The following is a 20,951-nucleotide window of genomic DNA, read 5'->3' as shown; positions in this document are numbered from 1 at the left end:
GGCGAACGGAGTGGAACGTTCCCGTTCCGCCATGCGTTCTGGTCCCGCCGACGCCGACATCAGTCGGCTCAATTTGAACCCTTCAAGCAGGAGCACGCGATGAACAAAATCAACCTGAAACATGGCCTGTTGGTCATGGTGGCCGATGGCGAGAAAGCGCTGTTCCTGAAGAACGAAGGCGACAATCTCTATCCGAACCTGCAGCTCTTCCAGGAGATGAAGCAGGACAATCCGGCCACGCGCGAGCAAGGCAGCGACAGTCCCGGCCGTTACAATGACGGCCCTTCCGTGCACCGCAGCGCGGTCGAGGACACCGACTGGCACCGGCAGGGCAAGGAACGCTTCGCGCAAGAGATTGCGGATCGGCTCTACAAGTTCGCTCATCACGGCATCTTTAGCGACATGGTGCTGATCGCGCCGCCGCTTGTGCTCGGAACGATGCGCAAGAAATTGCACAAGGAAGTCACAGACAAGGTGCAGGCCGAAATACCGAAGACATTGACCAACCGCCCTCTGATGGACATCGAGGCAATGCTTCAAGCAGCCTGAAAATTAACCGGATGACCATCCGGTATCAGGTCTCAGGCGCGCGCAGGTTTTGCTGCGCGCGCCTTTCGTTTTTCGGCATCCCACCTTTTTTCGAGGCCGGGCAGGTCGTGCTCAGGTCCCGCGCCCCGGCATCAACGTCATCGCGCGCGCCCATTCCGATGCCGAGGTCGAGCATCTGAAGGGTCTCAGCGCCGACACCGTCATCATGGGCGAACGCGAAATCGCCCGCGGCATTGTTGAGGAAGTCATCGGCCATAAGCCACAGATGCCCGAGCCGTCGGCAGCCTAACCAATCAGGCCACGAAGGCAGAGCCGCCATTGTGGGCGACGCTGGCGAGATACTTTGCCGGCGGCTTGCCAAGCGCTTTCTTGAACATGGTGATGAAAGCCGTCACCGATTCATAGCCGAGATCGCCCGAGACCTGCTGTACGCTGGCGCCGGCGGCCAGTTCCCGTATGGCGACGATCAAATGCAGTTGCTGGCGCCAGCGGCCGAAGCTCAGTCCGGTCTCCTTCACCACGAGACGGGCGAGGCTGCTTTCGCTGAGCGCGACGCGACTGGCCCATTCCGCCAATGTGCTGCGATCGGCGGGATCTTGCGCCAGCGCTTCGGCGATCCGCCGCAAGCGGGGTTCGGCGGAGATCGGCAGATGCAGCTGCTGGACCGGCATATCAGGCAGTTCGGCAAGCAGAACGCTTCCCAGGAAAGCGCACCTGTCATCGTCCGGTGCGCAGTCCGACAGTTCGATGATCAGCTCGCGCAGCAGCGGCGAAATCGACAGCGTGCAGCACCGATCCGGCAGATCGGCAGCTCCCGGCTCGATGTAGACGAAGAAAATCCGCGCATTGGCGGTGGCGATGTTGCTGTGTTCCATCCCGCCGGGAATCCAAACCCCGCAATGCGGCGGCACCATCCATAGCCCGCTAGGGACGCGGCATGTGACGCCACCGCCGAGCGCGAAGACAAGTTGCCCTTTGCGATGCCAGTGGGCGGACACTTCTGCCTTGGTCTCGGGGACTTCAACGCGCACCGCAATCGCCGGCGCGGGCACATCGTCGACATCGAAATTGAGCCAGGGATACCGGAGAGGCTGTCTCACGATTGACTGCTTTTAGCAACTATTCGCCATGATAGCTAAATTCTTTGGTCGAGGAAGTCGATAGGGTCCGGCTTTGCGGCTGGCATCCGCAACCAGCAGGAAGGCTCCCGATGCGCGCCCTTGTCATCTCTCCCGAGAGCACCACCCGGCTCGGGCCCGCCGAGATCGACGAACCCCAGCCGCTCGCCAACGAGGCGCTTGTCCGCGTCCACGCAACCTCGCTGAATCGTGGCGAACTGCGCCTGCTCACTATACGCCCGGAAGGATGGATACCCGGCCAGGACGTGGTTGGAGTTGTCGAACGGGCAGCTGCCGACGGCTCCGGGCCGGTCGTTGGCGCCCGGGTTGCCGCCTTGGTCGACGAGGCCGGATGGGCCGAACGTGTCGCCGTTCCGACCGACCGTCTCGCCGTCATCCCGGATGGGGTCAGCTTCGCCTCCGCCGCGACGCTTCCGGTTGCGGGCACGACGGCGCTGCGGACGTTGCGTCATGCCGGCGAACTCGCGGGACAGCAGGTCCTGATCACCGGCGCAAGCGGCGCGGTCGGTCGTTTCCAGATCCAGATCGCCCGCGAGCAAGGCGCCGCGGTGACCGCGATTGCCGCCGCCCGGCACAACGACGATCTTCGTCAGCTGGGAGCCGGGCAGGTCGTCGAGTCGATCGAGCGGGCTGAGGGGCCGTTTTCGCTGATCACCGAGTCGGTCGGCGGTGAAAGCCTCGCCCGCGCCATCGAACGCGTCGCACCGGGCGGCACCATCGTCATGTTCGGCTCGAGCAGCGGCGAACTGACGCCAATTGGCTTCAGACAGTTCGTTCCCGGCCACGAGGGTGCGCGGCTTCAGACCTTCGCTTACTACACATCAGGTGCGGGCATCGGCGCTGATATCGCCTCCCTGCTCGCTCTGGTCGCGGCTGGCCGGCTGGAAACCCGCGTGTCCCTGACCGTTCCGTGGACGGATATCGGCCAAGCCCTGGACGCCCTGCGGCAGCGCAGCTTCAGCGGCAAGGCGGTCCTCACCATCGCCGGATGAGCAGTCCTTGGCTTGACCCTCTAGACGTGCTGGCCGCCATTGATGTGGATTTCCGAGCCCGTCACGTAAGACGCCTGCTGCGAGCACAGGAAGAAGATGATGTCAGCGACCTCCGCGGTCGTGCCGAGGCGCCGGAGCGGGATCGTCTCGACGATCTTGTCGGTGCCCGGCGACAGGATCGCCGTGTCGATCTCGCCCGGAGCAATCGCGTTGACGCGGATGCCGTGCGGGCCGAAATCATGCGCCATCTCGCGCGTCAGCGAACCGAGCGCTGCCTTCGACGTCGCGTAAGCCGTGCCGGCGAAAGGATGCACGCGGGTGCCGGCGATCGAGGTGACGTTGACGATCGAGCCCTTGGCCGCCGCCAACTCCTTGAACAAGCCGCGCGCAAGCATGATCGGCGCAAAGAAATTGACCTGGAACACGTCGCGCCAGACATGCATCGGTGTGTCGATCGAGTTCATCCGGCTGTTACCGTCCTTGAGTTTGGGCGAGATGCCGGCATTGTTGACCAGCGCGTGCAGTTGCCCGCCATGCGCCTCCAGCCGGTGGCGTATCTCGGAAACGGCGATGCCGACATCTTCCTGGTCGGCCAGATCGACCTTGATGTGGTCCTCCGGCCCCGCCGGCCACGGACAATCCTCGGCAAAGGCCTGGCGCGAGCAGGTGATGACCCGCCAGCCCTCACGCGAAAAGCGTTTGACGGTGGCATGCCCGATGCCGCGGCTGGCGCCGGTCAGCACGATGGTTTTGCGGGTGTCGGTCTCGGTCATGTCGCGGTCTCCGGCCGGAGATGTAGCCGAAGGTAACCTTGCTGGCGAGAGCCTACTTGTCGCTCACCCGCCGCCGAGAATATCCAGGATCGACGTCTTCCGCTTCTTGGTCGGGCCGCCGACGCTGCCGGGCGGTACCGGATGCTTGATCGAAGCTGTGGTGCCGCCGTCGCCGGGCATGTCGAAGCCGTCGGCATCGACGGTTTCGGCCGGGCGGCGGACAGCGCGGACCGGCGGCGCAGGAGCCTGGGCGGTCGCGGGAGCCGCTGGGGCAGCCGCCGGAGCTGATTGGCCGACCGACGCCGACGGGACCGGCGCCACTTGATTGTTGCCGGCGGAGGGTATGTCGTCGGGGACAATGGTGTCGGGCGGCGTCGATTTCCAGGTGCCGGGCAGCGGCCTGACCGGCACGCCTTCATGCGCGGCAACCATGAACTCGTGCCAGGCCTGTGCCGGCAGTGCGCCGCCGGTCACCTTCTTCATCGGCGTGCCGTCATCATTGCCGAACCACACGCCGGTGGTCAGATTGGCGGTGTAGCCGACGAACCAGGCGTCGCGCGAGTTCTGGCTGGTGCCGGTCTTGCCGGCCGAAGGCCAGGCAAAGGCCGCCTTCTTCGCCGTACCGATCTCGACCGTGCCGGTCATCATCGAGTTCATCATGCCGACAATGTCCTGCTTGACGACGCGCGGCGCGCTGCCGCCATTGTCGTCGAACAGGACCTTGCCTTCGGCCGTGGTGACGCGGCGGATGAAATGGATGTCGGGCTTGTAGCCGCCATTGGCGAAGGGAACATAGGCCGATGTCAGCTCCAGCGGCGTCACTTCCGAGGTTCCCAGTGCGATCGAGGTGTTGGCCGTCAGATCGGACTGAATGCCCATACGGTGCGCCGCCTCGACCACCGCGTCGGGGCCCACCTCCATGGTCAGCTGTGCGGCGACCGAATTGAGCGATTTCGCCAAGGCGGTCGCCAGCGTCACCTTGCCGAAGTACTTGCCGCCGTAATTGTCCGGCGTCCACTTGCCGATCTTGATCGGCGCGTCGTTGCGCACACTGTCGGGCGTGCGGCCGGCCTCGAGCGCGGCCATATAAACGAACGGCTTGAACGCCGAGCCCGGCTGGCGGCGCGCCTCGGAGGCACGGTCGAACTGGCTGGTCGAATAGTCGTAGCCGCCGACCATGGCGCGCACCGCGCCCGAATTGTCGATCGACACCAGCGCGCCCTGGCTGACATTGAGCTTCTTGCCGCTGTCGTCGATCAGCCGGCGGATCGACTGTTCTGCCAGCTTCTGCAGGTTCAGATCGACGGTCGTGTCGACGACGATGTCGCTGCGCACGTCACCGATCAGGTCGGGCAGTTCTTCCATGATGGTGTCGGCGACATAATTTTCCGAACCGGTCCAGTAGGACGGTGCGCGCGTCGCCGGCGCGCTCATTGCCGAGGCCAGTTCCTTGGCGCTGATCTTCCCTTCATCGCGCATGGCGGCCAGCACCAGCTGCGAGCGCTGTTCCGCGGCCTTCGGGTCGCGCGCCGGCGACAGCCGTGATGGCGCTTTCAACAGGCCGGCGAGAAGGGCCGCCTCCGACAGCGTAACATCGCGCGCGCTCTTGCCGAAATAGCGGCGCGAGGCCGCCTCGACGCCATAAGCGCCGGAGCCGAAATAGACCCGGTTGAGGTACATTTCGAGGATCTGGTCCTTGGTATGCTTGTGCTCCAGCCACAGCGACAGCAGCACTTCCTGCACCTTACGCTCCAGCGTTCGGTCTGGCTTCAGGAACAGGTTCTTGGCCAGCTGCTGGGTCAGCGTCGAGCCGCCCTGCGAGAAATGCCCGCCGAGCACATTGGTCACCATGGCGCGCGACAGGCCGATCGGATCGATGCCGAAATGCGAATAGAAGCGGCGGTCCTCGATGGCGATGACGGCTTCGGGAATGTAGGGCGACATTTCGTGCAGGCCGACCGCCTCGCCGCCGCTCATGCCTCTGTTGGCGAGCAACTGCCCGTCGACCGAAACGATCTTGATGTTTGGGGCGCGGTCGGGGATCGACCAGGTCGTGGCCGCCGGCATCTTGGCGCCGTAGTAGACGACAATGCCGGCCACCGCGATGCCGCCCCAGATGCAAAGCACGAAGCACCAATAGAACATCCGGGCCAGCGCACCGAACAGGCCGCGCCGGCCTTTGCCGCGCCGGCCGCGCGACGATGATTTTCCCTTGGAGGTTTTGCGCGCCGTGGAGGTTTTGCGATTGCCCGGCACGACGCGATCCTCCTCGTTCACCGAAAAACCGGCTGAAGATTTCGCCTTTGGCGATCCCTCGAAGCTGGGTTCGATGCGATTGTCTCTGCGGTTCGCCATGCGTTGCGCTGTCTTCCCGGTGCCAATGGCGCTCGGGTTGCAGGGTAGATGCGGCAGTTTAAGGGCGCGTTAAAGCAGGGTTTATGCACCCTTTTGAAATTTCTTAAGAATTTCTAAATTCGTTTGCGAAGGGCTAGCTTCCCAAGCTGGCAGCAACTAGCATTTTTTAGGCCGATGGAGGATGTCCTTTTGCAGTTTGAGTACACCCCGCCTCAAACCCCTTACGAAGAAATGATGGGTGGCCATCGCTGCATCAACGCCTTTGGGCGGGTTGAACTTGGCGATGATGAGAAATTCTCGGATTTCCTCAGGAAATCTCAGGTTCCATATCGCACAGATTTGTATATCGACTCTGTCGGTGGAAGCGTGGAAGCCGCCATAGAGATAGGCCGCCAAATCAGGGAGAACTGGTTTTCAACACACGTCGGACAGTACATATTAGACGTTGAAAATCAGCCCGAGAACAGAGACATATATAGCAAGCGGAGGTTCCTCACGGGCAAATGCATGAGTGCGGCAACCTTGATGTATCTCGGTGGCCGGCTCAGGTTCTTGCGCGAAAATGATCGCTTTGGCGTCCATCAATTCTCATTTCGAGATCCTACACCTAGTCACATCGGTCGGTCGCAGATACTGTCATCGAGAATAGCTCGGTATATTTCAGATATGGGTATACCGGCAGAATTCTTGGAAATTTCAGCCTCTGTTGATAGCGATGTTGTCAAAGATATCGATCACAGTGAACTTCGAAAATTAAGAGTTGTTACGGACGGCCAAACTCCTGTTGAATGGACTGTGCAGTCCAGAAACGATACGCTCTATGTTCGCGGCGAAAGAGACTCCATATTCGGGCACCACAAGTTGTGCCTCGGATTTGCTAAGCCTCAATTCTACCTTCACGCTGTCATCGAATCGCAAGGCAGAGCCGAGCAACTAACACAATTTGCATTGGTCGAATTGGTGATAGGGCCGAATGACCGTAGCGTTATTGATCTCTCGGAGCGAGCCTTGCGATTCGATGCAGGCTTTTACACCAATGTATTTTCTATGCTCTCTCCGGCAGAAGCGCTCGGTTGGCTGAGTCAGAAGCTTTCGGCCTAAGGGTCCGTGGCGGCCCCGACGCAGGTGTCTTTTTGGGCATCGATACGATGGCGACCAGTGGAAGCGAGGATTTGCTCAAATCGTTTGTGAACAGCCTCTCCGACGGTGCAGTTGCCGGCAGCAAAGCGAACGCTTAGAAACAATCGACCCTTTTTTCACGGGCCTGTAGCACCGAGCATTCGAGACGTCTTTTCTGTAACGCCTTTCAATGAAGGCAATGCCGTTCAGTCAAAGGCGCGCGAAGCAATGTGGATACAATTGGTTTCAGAGCGGGGTTCCACTCAATTCTGCTGGATCGAAATGCCCTTGTCGTCGATCTTGAGCTCGACGCCGTTGGGCTTGGTCTGCTCGCGATAGAGATAGACGCCGAGCACGATGACGACGACCACGAGCGCGCCGATGATGAGATAGAGTGGGTTCTGTTTCATGGCGCGCTCCTGTCGATCTCTAGCATCACGCTCGTTTCAAGACCTTGACCAGAACCAGCAGGATGACGGCGCCGATCGTGGCGTTGATGATAGCAGCCAGAATGCCGCCGCCGATGGCGAAGCCCAGCCTTGGGAACAGCCAACCTGCGATGAGGGCGCCGATGATGCCGACGACGATGTTGCCGATCAGGCCGAAGCCGAAGCCCGAGACGATGAGGCCGGCGAGCCAGCCGGCAATGGCGCCGATGATCAGGAAGATGAGAAGGGTTTGGACGTCCATGGCAGGTTCCTCCAGTAAGAGAGGCGGCGACGAAGCGGAAGGCCCCGAATCGGCCTCGTTATCAACGGTTTCAGGCTATGTGAAAGTGCGTGATCTCGCCAGCGGCGCTCACTGGTCGTCGTCATCGTCGCTGAAGGCCGGCCGCCAACTCGTTGGATCGACCTTCTTCTGGGTATCGCTGTCGGTGTAGACCCACCAGGCGCCGTCGCGATATTGCCCGACGGATTCGCTGACGACACCAGTACCGTCCTTCCACAGAACTGTGACCCTGGACCCGTCCGTAGGGGCGGTCGCTATCGGCTTGCGGTCTGCCATGTCATCCCCTCGTCGAGCAATTCCAGGAAAAGTGTGCAGCGGTTTTTCGTCCGGAATTGCGCAGAACAATTTGAGTCGACAGAAACGCCACGTGGCGGGTCTGGTTCCAAACGGGCCACGAGGACGGCTCAGCTGTGGGCAAAAATGTCCTCTTCGTCCCAGCCCATCAGATCGAGCTTGGCACGCGTCGGCAGGAAACGGAAGCAGGCGTCGGCTTCCTTGGTCCTTCCGTCCCGCGCCAGCCGTCCAGCCAGCACTTCGCGCAGACGGTGCAGGTAGAGCACATCGGAAGCGGCATATTCGAGCTGTTCGGGCGACAGGGTCTCGGCCGCCCAGTCCGACGATTGCTGCGCCTTCGACAGGCCGACGCCGAGCATCTCGAAGCAGATGTCCTTCAACCCGTGCCGGTCGGTATAGGTGCGGGTCAGCCGCGAGGCGATCTTGGTGCAGAACACCGGCTCCGGCATGACGCCAAAGGCGTTGTAGAGCACCGCGAGGTCGAAACGGCCGTAATGGAACAGTTTGGTTATGCCGCGATTCCTGAGCAGGCTGACCAGGTTCGGCGCCTTCTTCTGGCCGGGCGCAATCTGGATCACGTCGGCGGAGCCGTCGCCCGGCGAGATCTGCACCACGCAGAGCCGGTCGCGATGCGGGTTCAGCCCCAGCGTCTCGGTGTCGATCGCCACCGCATCGACATTATAGCGGGACAGGTCGGGCAGATCGTTTTTGTGGAAGCGGATATCGCTCATCGTCTTCTCCGGATCGCGGTTTACGGTGGTCCTCGCCGCGATCCGCTGAAAAATCAACCAGAAACTGGTTTTCCGTCGCTCAGCGCGTCAGCGCATCGAGAATCCTCGCCCAGGAACGCTGGCCCTTGTGGAAGGAGGTCAGTTCGTATTTCTCGTTCGGCGAGTGGATGCGGTCGTCGTCGAGGCCGAAGCCGACCAGCAGCGATTCCATGCCGAGATAGGTCTGGAAGTCGCCCACCACCGGAATCGAGCCGCCGCTGCCTGTCGTCACCGCCGGTTTCGGCCATTCGTCGGACAGTGCATTCTTGGCCTTGGCCAGGAACGGCGAGTCGTAGGAAAGCTGGATCGCCGGCGAGCCGCCATGCGGGTGGAACTCGACCGAACAGTCCGCGGGAATGCGCTCCCTGACGAATTTCTGGAACGCGGCGCGGATCTTTTCGGGGTTCTGCGTGTGGACGAGACGGAAGGAGATTTTCGCCGACGCCTCCGCGGCGATCACCGTCTTGAAGCCCTTGCCGGTATAGCCGCCGATGATGCCGTTGAACTCGGCCGTCGGCCGCGCCCAGGTCAGCTCCAGCACCGAGCGGCCCTTTTCACCCGAAGGAATCGACAAGCCTATAGGCCCAAGGAAGGTCTCGGCGGTCTCGCCGAGCGTCTCCCATGATTTCAGGATCTGCGAGGGCGTCTCCTCGACCCCGTCATAGAAGCCGGGAATGGTGATGTGGCCATTCTCGTCATGGATATCGGCCAGGATTTTCGCCAGGATGCGGATCGGGTTGGCGGCAGCACCGCCATAAAGGCCCGAATGCAGGTCGCGATCGGCCGCCTTCACGGTGATCTCCTCGCCCACCATTCCGCGCAAGGAGACGCAGATCGAGGGCGTCTCGCGGTCCCACATGCCGGTATCGCAGACCAGCGCGAAATCGGCCTTCAGTTCTTCGGCATTGGCCTTCAGGAACGGTATCAGCGACGGCGAGCCGGATTCCTCCTCGCCCTCGAACAGGATGGTGATGCGGCAGGGCAGATTGCCATGCACCTGTTTCCAGGCGCGGCAGGCCTCGACGAAGGTCATCAACTGCCCCTTGTCGTCGGCCGAGCCGCGGCCGGTGATCACCTTGTGGCCGGGCTCGACCTCCTTGACCGCCGGCGCGAACGGGCTGCTCTCCCAAAGCTCGATCGGGTCGACCGGCTGCACGTCGTAATGGCCGTAAAACAGCAGATGCGGCGAACCGGCCGGCCCTTCATGATGCGCCACTACCATCGGATGTCCCGGCGTGTCGCGCACGGACGCGTCGAAGCCGATCAGCTTGAGCTCCGCCACCAGCCACTCCGCGGCCTTGCGGCAGTCGGCGGCGTAGTCGGATTCGGTGGAGATCGACTTGATGCGGAGCAGACCGAACAGGCGCTCCAGGCTCTGGTCGAGATTTGCGTCGAGACGGTCGAGGACAGGGGAAATCGTGGACATTATTGCGGGCCTTTCTTTTCGGTGCCGGGACCGTAAAGGCAGCGCATCAAAACGAAAAGCTCGATGCAGCAGATTCAAAGTTTTAGAGCGTCCTTTGTGCGTCCGATAGGACGCACGGCGCTCTAATGGGCCACGCAATTGTTTGCTGAGGGCAAAAAAGAGCCGCCGTGGTGGAGGGGGAACCACGGCGGCCTTTTACTCGAAACGATGCGGCAGCCCGGAGAGGGGGGATAGGCTGCCGCAATTGTCCGGGATAGGCGGGGGACGGGCCTTGCTCCGGACTCGGCGAAAACTGCCGATGACCTGTATTTGTGTCTTCGAACGTGGCGTTTCAAGGGCAAGAAAATTACACTTTTGTAACATGGCCGTGAGCGCCCCGGGCATCCGGCGGCTTTGAGGCAGTCTCTGTCAGGATGTCGCCGCAACCCTGTTGGAAGTCCGCCTTTGCCATGGACCGCGAAGCTTGGCCGCGCTATCCCTGCCGGCATGAAAAAAGGCGATCATCTCTTCCTTATCGACGGCTCCGGCTACATCTTTCGTGCCTACCACGCGCTGCCGCCGCTGACCCGCAAATCCGATGGCCTGCCGGTTGGCGCCGTATCCGGCTTCTGCAACATGCTGTGGAAGCTGATGCAGGACGCCCGCAACACCGATGTAGGAATTGTGCCGACGCATTTCGCGGTCATTTTCGATTATTCGTCGAAAACCTTCCGCAATGAGCTCTACCCGGAATACAAGGCCAACCGCAACGCGCCGCCCGAAGACCTGATCCCGCAATTCGGCCTGATCCGGCAGGCAACCATCGCCTTCAACCTGCCCTGCATCGAGATGGAAGGGTTCGAGGCCGACGACCTCATCGCCACTTATTGCAAGCTGGCCTGCGAAGCCGGCGGCGACACCACCATCATCTCCTCCGACAAGGATCTGATGCAACTGGTCGGCCCCACGGTCGGCATGTACGACCCGATGAAGGACCGCCAGATCGGCATCCCCGAGGTGATCGAAAAATGGGGCGTGCCGCCCGAAAAGATGATCGACCTGCAGGCACTGACCGGCGACTCCGTCGACAATGTGCCCGGCGTGCCCGGCATCGGACCGAAGACGGCGGCGCAATTGCTGGAACAGTTCGGCGATCTCGACGGGCTGCTGGCGCGCGCCGGCGAGATCAAACAGGACAAAAGACGTGAATCCATCATCGCCAATGCCGACAAGGCTCGGATATCGCGCCAGCTGGTGACGCTAAAGAACGACGTGCCGGTCACCGATGGGCTCGACGATTTCGTGCTGCACGCACCGGACGGGCCGAAGCTGATCGGCTTCCTCAAGACCATGGAATTCACCTCGCTGACCCGCCGCGTGGCCGAGGCGACCAGCACCGAGGCCGGCGACGTCCAGGCCGTCGCTGTAACTGTCGAGCGCGCCGACACCGCGCACGGTCCCGATGTCGGGTCTGGCGCGCCGGCAGTTGCCCGCGGCGACGGAACCAGCGAAGCAGAACAAGCTGCAGCCAAGGCCGATACCGCCAAGGCCGGCGATACCCCTTCTTTGCTTTCAGCGCTTCGTCTCGAAGCGGCGTCCTCCGCCAAAATCGATCCCGGCGCCTATGTCGCGGTCCGCGACACGGCAACGCTCAAGAGCTGGCTGGCCCAGGCGAAGGAAACCGGCATCGTCGCTTTCGACACCGAGACCACATCGTCCGATCCGATGCTTGCCGACCTCATCGGCTTCTCCCTGGCGATTGGCCCCGGCCGCGCCGCCTATGTGCCGCTCGCCCACAAAAGCGGCGCCGGCGACCTGCTCGGCGGCGGCACACTGGAAAACCAGATCCCGGTTCGCGAGGCGCTGGCGCTGCTGAAACCCTTGCTGGAGGACAAATCGGTCCTCAAGATCGCCCAGGACGCCAAATACGACATCGTCGTCATGAGCCGCCACGGCATCGATATCGCGCCCTTCGACGACACCATGCTGATCTCCTACGTGCTCGACGCCGGCACCGGCCACCACACTTTGTCGTCTCTTGCCGACAAATGGCTTGGCCACGCCACGATCCCGCTCAAGGAGCTCGCCGGTTCGGGAAGGAGCTCCATCGGCTTCGAACAGGTCGATATCGACAGGGCAACCGCCTACGCCGCCGGCCATGCCGACGTGGCCTTGCGGCTGTGGCAGGTGCTGAAGCCGCGACTGGCTGCCAAGGGACTGGTCTCGGTCTATGAGCGGCTGGAGCGGCCGCTGGTGCCGGTCCTGGCCCGGATGGAACAGCGCGGCATCTCGGTCGACCGCCAGATCCTGTCGCGGCTCTCGGGCGAGTTGGCGCAAGGTGCGGCGCGGCTGGAAGAGGAAATCTACGGCCTCGTCGGCGAGCGCATCAACATCGGCTCGCCAAAGCAGCTCGGCGACATCCTGTTCGGCCGCATGGGTCTGCCCGGCGGTTCCAAGACCAAGACCGGGCAATGGTCGACCTCGGCGCAGCTTCTGGAAGATCTCGCCGCCGAAGGTCACGAACTGCCGCGCAAGATCGTCGACTGGCGCCAGCTGACCAAGCTGAAATCGACCTATACCGACGCCCTGCCCGGCTTCATCCATCCCGACACCAAGCGCGTGCACACCTCCTACGCGCTCGCCGCAACCACAACTGGCCGGTTGTCCTCCTCCGATCCCAATTTGCAGAACATCCCGGTGCGCACCGCCGAGGGACGCAAGATCAGGACCGCCTTCATCGCCGATAAGGGCCAGAAACTGGTCTCGGCCGACTACAGCCAGATCGAATTGCGCGTGCTTGCCCATGTCGCCGAGATTCCGCAGCTGACGCAGGCTTTTGCCGACGGCGCTGACATCCACGCCATCACCGCTTCGGAAATGTTTTCCGTGCCGGTCGAAGGCATGCCTTCGGAAGTGCGCCGCCGCGCCAAGGCGATCAATTTCGGCATCATCTACGGCATTTCGGCCTTTGGCCTCGCCAACCAGCTGTCGATCCCGCGCGAGGAAGCCGGCGCCTACATCAAGAAGTATTTCGAGCGTTTCCCCGGCATCCGCGACTATATCGAGGCGACCAAGGCCTATGCCCGCGAGCATGGCTTCGTCGAAACCATCTTCGGCCGCCGCATCCACTATCCGGAAATCCGGTCGTCAAACCCGTCGATCCGGGCCTTCAACGAGCGCGCCTCGATCAACGCCAGGCTGCAAGGCACCGCCGCCGACATCATCCGCCGCGCCATGGTGCATATGGACGAGGCGCTGGAGAAGGCCGGCCTGTCGGCCCGCATGCTCTTGCAGGTGCATGACGAATTGATCTTCGAGACGGTGGAAGCGGAAGTCGAGGCGACGATCCCCGTTGTGCGCCGCGTCATGGAGAACGCGCCGATGCCGGCAATTTCGATGTCGGTGCCGCTGCATGTCGATGCACGGGCGGCGAACAACTGGGATGAGGCGCATTAGCGCCCAGCCCTTGCGGCGTCCCGCCGTAGGGACGTCGAGATTCAGGTCAGGCCGAGTCGAAAATGGCTGATGCCGAGAACCGGAGCGGAGCGTACTTTTCGTACGTGAGCACCGCAAGCGCAGGTATCGGCCATTTGCAGGCCGGCCTCACCTGAATATCGGCGTACCTAAGCAGCCTCAGCCCGACACTTGGCACACACGCCTCGAAACTCGATCACCGCCTTCTTGGCGGCAAACCCCGTCGATCGAACCCACTCATCGAGCCGGTGATCGACATCGTGATCCGACATCTCCGTCACCTGCCCGCATGTATCGCAGATGGCAAAGGCGGTCATCGAATGGCTGTGGTCGTGCGGCTCGGCGCAGGCGACGAAGGAGTTGAGGCTTTCGAGCCGGTGCACGAAGCCTGACTTCACCAGACTGTCGAGCGCCCGGTAAACCTGCAGCGGCGCGCGAAAACCGCGCTCGCGCAACTGGTCGAGCAGCGTATAGGCGCTGAGAGGTCCGCTGGCGGCCTCGAGCTTCTCGAGCACGCTCAGCTGATTCTTCGTCAGCACATCCCTTGCCGCCATGATCCTGTTTTCCGATCGTTCAGAGCATGATGCCGAAAAGTGTGAAGCGGTTTTCGGACGACATCATGCTCTATCTCTTCACTTGGAGACGCCACATTATTTCTGCCATGCGACGGTCTCAATTCCCTTGAGATAGCGATGAAACGGGCTTTTTGCCAATGTTTCCGTTATCGCCATCGACGTCATCACCGCTACCGCTGGTTGACGGCACCAACCACCTTCAAAATACTGACAAAATTCGCGACGAAAGGTGCCGCACTTGCAAATTCGATCGGGCTTGGGGAAGCAATCATGATCAAACTGACACGACGCACGCTGCTCGTCGGCACGTCGGCGCTTGTGGCCGCCGGTACGGTCTCGTTCCGCGCCCTCGCCGCCTCGCGTACCTATCATGCGCTGCTGGTCGCCTGCACCGACTATCCCAACCTGCCGCAGAAGAACTGGCTGATCGGGCCGAAGAACGATGCCGGTCTGGTCCGCGACTATCTCCTGAAGAACACGCCCGATCCGGTCAAATTCGCGGCCGGGAACGTGACCTTGCTCGCCAAGGATGTCGAAGGCGCCAACGGCCCGCCGACGCATGCGGCGATCAAGGCCGCTCTTGCCGACCTCGCCGGCAAGGTGCAACGCGACGATTTCGTCTATCTGCATCTGTCGGGCCACGGCGCCCAGCAGCCGCAGGCCAAGGCCGGCGACGAGACCGACGGGCTCGACGAGATTTTCCTTCCCTCCGACATCGACAAGTGGATCAACCGCGAAGAAGGCGTGCCCAACGCACTCGTCGACAATGAGGTCGGCGCCGCGCTCGACGCCATACGCGACAAGGGCGCCTTTGTATGGGTCGTGTTCGACTGCTGCCATTCCGGCACCGCAACGCGCGCCGCGGAAGTCGATGACGAACTGGAGCGCAAGGTCGAGTTCGCCGATCTCGTCGGCGGCGATGATGCGGCGAGAGCAGCGGCCGTGAAGGCCTATGACGACATCTCGGCAAGCGCATCGCGCGGTTTCGACGAGAATGGCGGGCGCAAGCCGGCCTTCAACCTGATGCCGACCGGCGCCGAGCCGATCGCCAGGGGCAAGCTGGTTGCTTTCTATGCCGCGCAGACGGTCGAGACGACGCCCGAAATGCCGCTGCCCAAGGGCACGCCCGACGCGCCGCGCTTCGGCCTGTTCACCTTCACCATCCTGTCGAAATTGGCCGAGAACCCCAACGTCACCTATCGCCAGCTCGGCCAGGCCGTGCTGCAGCAATATTCGGCCGACGGCCGCACAAGGCCGACGCCTTTGTTCGAGGGCGAGCTCGACGCCCGCGTGTTCGGCACCGACAAGACCGACGCGGTCATGCAATGGCCGATTGCCGTCAAGGACGGCGATGTCGCGATCGGCGCCGGGCTGCTGCAAGGCCTGACCCCCGGCAGCAAGCTAGCCATTCTGCCTTCGGCGCTGTCGAAGCTCTCCGAGGCGGTCGGCTATCTCGAAGTGCAATCGGCCAGGAACCTGGAGAGCAACCTCAAGCCGGTCGAATTCGACGGAAAGCCGGCGCTTGCGCCGACGGCCGTGCCTGCCGGCGCGTATGCGCGCGTCGCCGAACTCGCCGTCGACTACAAGCTGCTGGTGGCAAAGCCGGCGGCAACCCCGGGCCTCGAAAAGGAAACCGAGCTGGTGAATTCGGTTCTCGACGAACTGGCGGCGAAGCCGAATTCCGGCTTCCATATCGCGTTGGTCGAGCCCGGCAGGAGCGCCGATCTGCGCCTTGCGGTGCTGCGCGAAAAATCCATTGCCGGCGCCGCGGCAGATGCGACCGAAGAGCCGGCGCTGTGGTTCCTGCCAGCGTCCGGCGACATCAGCCTGAAGGACGGCAGCATGCCGCCGCGCATCGTCATCCATCCTGATGGCCGCGAGAAGCTCGCGGAAAACACCGCCAAGAACCTGACCACCATCTTCCGCGCCACGGGCCTGTCGCGGCTCGCCGCCGCTTGCGACTACCGGCCGGACGAAGTCAGCGTCCAGTTTCTGATCAAGCGCCAGGACAGCGATGCGATGGAGCCGATCGAATCCTCGACCGTGCCACGCGTTTCGCCGGGCGATCAGGTGCATATTGCTGCCAGGAACGAGTCCGACGAGTTTGTCGACATCAACGTGCTCTATATCGGCAGCGACTACTCGATCACCCACATCGTGTCCGAACGGCTGGCGCCGATCAACCAGCAGGCCGACCAGGGCCTGAAGGAAGGTCTGCTTGCTTTCACCGACACCAGCTTCGGCATGGAGCGCATGATTGCCGTGCTGACCGAGGCGCCGCCCCAGAGCGAAAAAGAGGATCTGAGCTTTCTCGCCCAGGAAGGTGTCCGCGCCGTGACGCGGGCAGCTTCGGGAACACCCGGCTTCTCCGACATGCTGGCCGACATCGGCATAGCGCCGGCGACGCGCTCGGTGATGCGGCTTGCCGACAAGACCGGTCCGAAGGGCGCGGTGATGATCTTCCCGATGGAAACGGTGCCGCGCGCCTGAACATGCTTTGTCGGCTCTTGCGCTACCGGCATGATATGGTGAAACATTTCCCGGCTCGCGGCGCCTCGATGTGCCGCGACACGCAACAGATGAGGAATTCAGTGACTATCCTCGTGCTTTCCTGGCGTGCAGCGACTGCCGGCCTTGCCGCCGGCCTGTTGCTGGTTGCCAGTGCCTCGGCGGACGAAAACTGCGGCCTGTGTGCCAAGCAGATCGTCACCAATTCCGAGCTCGCCACCTGCTTTCTCGACCAGTACGACCAGATCGCCAAGACCGGCGGCACGGCCGTCGTCGTCGATCTCTCCAGTTGCGCCTCGCGCGGCGTAGTCGAGCCCTTGCCGTCACCGAACAAGGCGGCTGCCGAGCCGGACGTACAGTTCATGATTTCGCACACGCAGCTCGATTGTCTGAAAAAGAAGCTGGAGGCGCCCGGCATCGTGCTCGATCCCTCCGCCACCATACAACTGGACAGCTGCGGATGAAAAAGCCGGGGGGCACTGCAACACAAAAGTCGCCGGCCGCATCGCTGCCGGCTCCAGCACCGGCACCGGCCAAGAAGCCGGAGAGCTTGCCCGAGACCACCGAAGGCTTTCCGTGGCCCAGCAGTCACGAGATCAAGAAGGAATCGAACCCGTTCACGGATCGCGACTGGCGCATGCTCGCCTACGCCTGGTCGGGCCTCGCCGTGCGCCTGGCGATCATCTTCACCCTGGGTTTCTCGGTCCTTCAGTTTCTGGCAAACCAGGAACAGAAGCGCGTCGAGCAGACCATGTCATTGGTGGAGCTCTGGGAAAGCAAGGATTTTCAGCAGGCGCAACGCGCGCTCAAGGAGCGGCTGGCGGCGCTCAACGCCAAATATGACAATCTGCTCAGCGCCACGCCATCGCCGACCGAGGAGCAGGTGTTTCGGCAACGCATCGGCATCGAGGCGATGACGGCCGGCGGCGGGACCATGTCTGTCGCCGATTTCAACGACAATTTCGACCGCATCGTCTATTTCCTCAACCGTCTCTCCATCTGCGTCGAGGGCAAGCTCTGTTCGCGCGATGTCGCCGATGCCTATTTCCGCGACTATGCCGTGTCGTTCTGGAGCTACTTTGCCGGCTACATAGAAAAGGAACGCAGGACCGGTTCCGCGAATTATGCCCAGGCGATCGAGAACTATGTGCGCCACGGGTCGCCGCCGTCCACTGAATCCAAATAGCGGCGCACAAGATGCCGGGCAGCTCTCTCCCCTTGCGTGCTTTCCGGTGGCTGATCCTGATCGGTCTTGTGGCGCTGGCGTCGACCGCGCGTGCCGAAGACCTCGATTTCCATCTCGATCTCAACACCGGCGGTCACAGCGCCAGGGTTTCCGACCTTGCCTTCACGCCGGACGGTCAGGAACTGGTCTCGGCGTCTGACGACAAGACCATCCGCATCTGGGACTGGCAGAGCGCCGTCACGCTGCGCACCATCCGCGGCTATCTCGGCAACGGCAATGACGGCAAGATCTTTGCGATCGCCGTGTCGCCGGATGGCAAGACCATCGCGGCCGGCGGCTATTTCGGCGCCGGCATCGGCGACAAGCCGCCTTATGGCGATATCAGGCTGTTCGATTTCGCCACCGGCAAGATCAAGGCCGTGCTCAAGGGCGCCGACTACGCAGTCTATGATGTCGCCTTCTCGCCGGACGGGAACATGCTGGCCGCTGGCGGTGGCGATGGCTTCGTTTATCTCTGGCGCGTGGATGACAAATCCGCCTCGGGCTGGATGCTGGCCGAAAAACTCGATGCCGATTCCTGGCGTGTCGAAAAGCTTAGCTTTGCCGCCGCGGGAACCCGGCTGGCAGCGACGACGACCGACAATGGCATAAGGCTCTGGGACGTCGCCAAGTCAGAGGAAATCCCGCTGCCCGCCGAGGCCGAGCCGCTGCGCGACGTCAGCGTCGCCGCACTTGCTGTCTCGCTGGACGGGAACCTCTTCGCCACCGGCAGCAAGGATGGCGATGTTCAGCTATGGCAGGCCAGCGACGGCAAGTTCGTCCGCGCCATGCCGAAGCAGGATTTCCAGATCGGCGCGCTGAGCTTCTCTGCGGGTTCGCGGCTTGTCGCATCCTGCAGCTATCGCTGCGCCGACAAGCACCGCACGGTGGTCTGGAATACCGACAGCGGTGAGCAGGTGCTCGACTATAGCGGCCATGACGGCACGGTCTTTGCCAGCGCCAGCAATGCCGACGGCTCGCTGGTGGCGACGGCAGGCGGCACGCGCAATGCCATCCAGGTCTGGAACCCCGCGACGGGCGAGCGCAAGGCGCTGCTGCAAGGGGTCGGCGAACCGGTGACGGCGGTCGGTATCGATGCGGCAAGCAATTCTGTCGCCTGGGGCAACGCCAACCCCTGCCCCGAACGCGTGTCCTGTCCTGAACTCCAGGGCACGCTGGACAAGACGCTGGCACTACCGACGGTCGACCGGTTCTTCGATGATCCGGAGGCCTTGGCGCAACAGAGCGCCTTTGCCCGCGCCGTGCTGGCCGACAGTCGGTGGTCGCTTCGCGCTGTTCCCGGCGGTAAGGACGGCCTGGAGAATTCCGTGCTGGAACTCTCGAGCGGCGGCAAGGTGGTGCACAGCATAGAGAATGCCGCCACCAATGGCTTCGTCCATTCGGCCTATACGCTGATCGGCAACGGCCTTGGCCTGATCACCGGCGGCAGTGACGGGACGCTGCTGGAATACAAGACCGCGACCGCCGAGGTGTCAGGCGAATTCACTGGCCATACCGGCGAAATCAACGCTATTGCCGCCTCCGGGAAGGAAGGACTGCTGGTCACCGGCAGCGCCGACCAGACCTTGCGGTTGTGGAATTTGAAGACGCACAAACTGATTGTGTCGATGTTCTTTGCCGGCTCCGAATGGATCGTCTGGATGCCGCAGGGCTACTACTATTCCTCGGCCAATGGCGACAAGTTGATCGGCTGGCAGGTCAACCAGGGCCGTGACCATGAGGGGCGCTTCGTCAGCGCCGGTCAGCTGAAGAAGTATCTCTGGAGCCCGGAAATGGTGCGCCGGGCCATCATCCTGGGCAGCGCCGAACAGGCGGTGCAGGAGATGCGCCCGGGCGTCGACCGCCAGCTGGAAAGGCTGCTTGAGCGCAAGCCGCCGGAATTCGGCATCAAGCTTGCCGCCGACCAAAGCAATGTCCGCCAAGGTTATGTCGCCGTCGAGATCACTGGGGCAGCCGAAGCTGGTGCCGATGTCGCCGGGTTTTCGATCCTGTCGAACAGCCGCAATGTCGGCGATGTCACCGAACGCTCGGTCGATGGCGGCAAGAGCACCATCGTCGAAGTGCCGGTCGAGAGTGGCGAAAACACCATCCGCATCACCGGCACCAACGAATTCGGCTACCTGACCGAGCGCAGCGTCACAGCCCTGGCCAGGAAAACCGAGAAGCAAGCCAACAGGGGCAAGCTTTATGTCGCCGTGATCGGCGTCGACAAATATCCCTTCCTCACCGATGCCTGCGCCGGCCGCGCCTGCGATCTGCGCTACCCCGTCGATGACGCGACGGAGTTCCTCAAGGTGATCTCGCAGAAATCGGCCCCCTTGTTCTCGTCGATGGAAACGCTGGTGCTGGTCAACCGCGAAGCGCTGGACGAGGCGCCCGGCGCCGGCAAGGACGTGTTCAAGGTCGCCAGCGCCGACAGCATCCTGGAACCGGACTCCGACACGATCGACGACCAGCTCGCCGACTTCCTCAACAAGCCCGGCGAGAACGATACCACCATCATCTTCGTCGCCGGCCACGGCATCAACATCGACGAGGACTATTATTTCATCCCGACCGATGGCCGCAAACAGGACGCCGACCGCTGGAAGCGCTCCTCGCTGGTCGACTGGGGCGACATCCAGAAATCGGTCGAGCGCGCCAAGGGCATGCGTTTCATGCTGCTCGACACCTGCCATGCCGCCAACGCCTTCAACCCGCGCCTGGAAAAGGACGCGCAGGACGCCCGCATCGTCGTGTTCTCGGCCACCGCCGCCAACAACACCGCCGCCGAACTGCCCGAGCTCGGCCATGGCGTCTTCACCTATTCGATCCTCGAAGGCCTGCGCGGCCGGGCCAAGACATCGGATGGCGGCGTGACGCTGTTCGGCCTCGCCGACTATATCTCGCGCGAAGTGCTGAGGCTGACCGCGTCGAAGCAAAAGCCGTTCTATTATGTCGGCGGTGTCGAAAACATTGTTTTGGCTGAGCCGTGAGAGTGAACCGTCAGCGCCCAGGCACCCCCCTCTGGGTGCGAACTTGGC

General features: G+C 62.5%; 17 protein-coding genes and 1 pseudogene. 9 read left to right on the top strand and 9 right to left on the bottom strand.

Features of this window, described 5'->3' with window-relative positions; genetic code table 11:
* Positions 1 to 99 precede the first annotated feature (99 nt).
* Both ACWTU9_RS07040 and ACWTU9_RS07035 read left to right on the top strand, forming a co-directional pair.
* Positions 100 to 549 carry a baeRF12 domain-containing protein gene (locus ACWTU9_RS07040; RefSeq protein WP_455857677.1) on the top strand — a complete coding sequence of 150 codons (450 nt, stop codon included), beginning with the start codon at positions 100 to 102 and terminating at the stop codon, positions 547 to 549.
* Positions 550 to 626: 77 nt separating this feature from the next.
* Positions 627 to 838, top strand: a pseudogene (locus ACWTU9_RS07035) (sodium:proton antiporter); the annotation flags it as partial.
* Between the two features lie 4 nt (positions 839 to 842).
* Here the strand turns inward: ACWTU9_RS07035 and ACWTU9_RS07030 are convergent.
* A complete protein-coding gene (locus ACWTU9_RS07030; protein WP_455857676.1) occupies positions 843 to 1,649 on the bottom strand; it encodes an AraC family transcriptional regulator in 807 nt (268 codons plus the stop codon).
* A 110-nt stretch (positions 1,650 to 1,759) separates the two neighbouring features.
* Between ACWTU9_RS07030 and ACWTU9_RS07025 the strand changes: the two genes are divergently transcribed.
* The gene (locus ACWTU9_RS07025) at positions 1,760 to 2,680 is read left to right on the top strand and encodes a zinc-binding dehydrogenase (RefSeq protein ID WP_455857675.1); all 921 of its coding nucleotides are present in this window, start codon (positions 1,760 to 1,762) and stop codon (positions 2,678 to 2,680) included.
* A 20-nt stretch (positions 2,681 to 2,700) separates the two neighbouring features.
* Here the strand turns inward: ACWTU9_RS07025 and ACWTU9_RS07020 are convergent, their stop codons facing one another.
* Positions 2,701 to 3,453, bottom strand: a complete 753-nt coding sequence (locus tag ACWTU9_RS07020; protein ID WP_455857674.1) for an SDR family NAD(P)-dependent oxidoreductase — start codon at positions 3,451 to 3,453, stop codon at positions 2,701 to 2,703.
* A 63-nt stretch (positions 3,454 to 3,516) separates the two neighbouring features.
* Positions 3,517 to 5,808: a transglycosylase domain-containing protein gene (locus ACWTU9_RS07015; RefSeq protein ID WP_455857673.1), complete on the bottom strand. Its 2,292-nt coding sequence runs from the start codon at positions 5,806 to 5,808 to the stop codon at positions 3,517 to 3,519.
* Between the two features lie 189 nt (positions 5,809 to 5,997).
* Between ACWTU9_RS07015 and ACWTU9_RS07010 the strand changes: the two genes are divergently transcribed.
* Positions 5,998 to 6,909: a hypothetical protein gene (locus ACWTU9_RS07010; RefSeq protein WP_455857672.1), complete on the top strand. Its 912-nt coding sequence runs from the start codon at positions 5,998 to 6,000 to the stop codon at positions 6,907 to 6,909.
* 281 nt (positions 6,910 to 7,190) lie between these two features.
* On the opposite strand, the gene ACWTU9_RS07005 is transcribed toward ACWTU9_RS07010, so the two are convergent.
* The 5 genes from ACWTU9_RS07005 to ACWTU9_RS06985 all read right to left on the bottom strand — a co-directional run bounded on the left by ACWTU9_RS07005 (position 7,191) and on the right by ACWTU9_RS06985 (position 10,146).
* A complete protein-coding gene (locus tag ACWTU9_RS07005; protein ID WP_455857671.1) occupies positions 7,191 to 7,337 on the bottom strand; it encodes a hypothetical protein in 147 nt (48 codons plus the stop codon).
* 25 nt (positions 7,338 to 7,362) lie between these two features.
* On the bottom strand, positions 7,363 to 7,617 hold the full coding sequence (locus tag ACWTU9_RS07000; RefSeq protein ID WP_455857670.1) for a GlsB/YeaQ/YmgE family stress response membrane protein: 255 nt from the start codon (positions 7,615 to 7,617) through the stop codon (positions 7,363 to 7,365).
* A gap of 108 nt (positions 7,618 to 7,725) precedes the next feature.
* Complete coding sequence (locus tag ACWTU9_RS06995; RefSeq protein ID WP_455857669.1) at positions 7,726 to 7,932, bottom strand: hypothetical protein; 207 nt, start codon at positions 7,930 to 7,932, stop codon at positions 7,726 to 7,728.
* Between the two features lie 128 nt (positions 7,933 to 8,060).
* Positions 8,061 to 8,681: a ribonuclease D gene (locus ACWTU9_RS06990; RefSeq protein ID WP_455857668.1), complete on the bottom strand. Its 621-nt coding sequence runs from the start codon at positions 8,679 to 8,681 to the stop codon at positions 8,061 to 8,063.
* Positions 8,682 to 8,760: 79 nt separating this feature from the next.
* The gene (locus ACWTU9_RS06985; RefSeq protein ID WP_455857667.1) at positions 8,761 to 10,146 is read right to left on the bottom strand and encodes a M20/M25/M40 family metallo-hydrolase; all 1,386 of its coding nucleotides are present in this window, start codon (positions 10,144 to 10,146) and stop codon (positions 8,761 to 8,763) included.
* A gap of 486 nt (positions 10,147 to 10,632) precedes the next feature.
* On the opposite strand from ACWTU9_RS06985, the gene polA reads away from it, so the two are divergent.
* Positions 10,633 to 13,581, top strand: coding sequence for a DNA polymerase I (polA, locus tag ACWTU9_RS06980; RefSeq protein WP_455857936.1), 2,949 nt, complete (start codon positions 10,633 to 10,635; stop codon positions 13,579 to 13,581).
* 167 nt (positions 13,582 to 13,748) lie between these two features.
* Here the strand turns inward: polA and ACWTU9_RS06975 are convergent, their stop codons facing one another.
* Complete coding sequence (locus tag ACWTU9_RS06975) at positions 13,749 to 14,153, bottom strand: Fur family transcriptional regulator (RefSeq protein ID WP_454586038.1); 405 nt, start codon at positions 14,151 to 14,153, stop codon at positions 13,749 to 13,751.
* Between the two features lie 291 nt (positions 14,154 to 14,444).
* Here ACWTU9_RS06975 and ACWTU9_RS06970 point away from each other — a divergent pair, with 291 nt between their 5' ends.
* The 4 genes from ACWTU9_RS06970 (at position 14,445) to ACWTU9_RS06955 (ending at position 20,903) form a co-directional block, all read left to right on the top strand.
* Positions 14,445 to 16,664: a caspase family protein gene (locus tag ACWTU9_RS06970; protein ID WP_455857666.1), complete on the top strand. Its 2,220-nt coding sequence runs from the start codon at positions 14,445 to 14,447 to the stop codon at positions 16,662 to 16,664.
* A 101-nt stretch (positions 16,665 to 16,765) separates the two neighbouring features.
* Positions 16,766 to 17,146 (top strand): hypothetical protein, encoded by a 381-nt coding sequence (locus ACWTU9_RS06965; protein ID WP_455857665.1) that lies wholly within the window; start codon positions 16,766 to 16,768, stop codon positions 17,144 to 17,146.
* Positions 17,143 to 17,868: a DUF4760 domain-containing protein gene (locus ACWTU9_RS06960; RefSeq protein WP_455857664.1), complete on the top strand. Its 726-nt coding sequence runs from the start codon at positions 17,143 to 17,145 to the stop codon at positions 17,866 to 17,868. Before ACWTU9_RS06965 ends, ACWTU9_RS06960 begins: the two co-directional genes overlap by 4 nt.
* Positions 17,869 to 17,879: 11 nt before the next feature.
* Positions 17,880 to 20,903, top strand: coding sequence for a caspase family protein (locus ACWTU9_RS06955; protein ID WP_455857663.1), 3,024 nt, complete (start codon positions 17,880 to 17,882; stop codon positions 20,901 to 20,903).
* The last annotated feature ends 48 nt before the right edge of the window (positions 20,904 to 20,951 follow it).

Source organism: Mesorhizobium sp. 128a (assembly GCF_053848025.1).
Note: the sequence above shows the minus strand (reverse complement) of the source record. Positions and strands in the feature narration are given on the sequence as shown.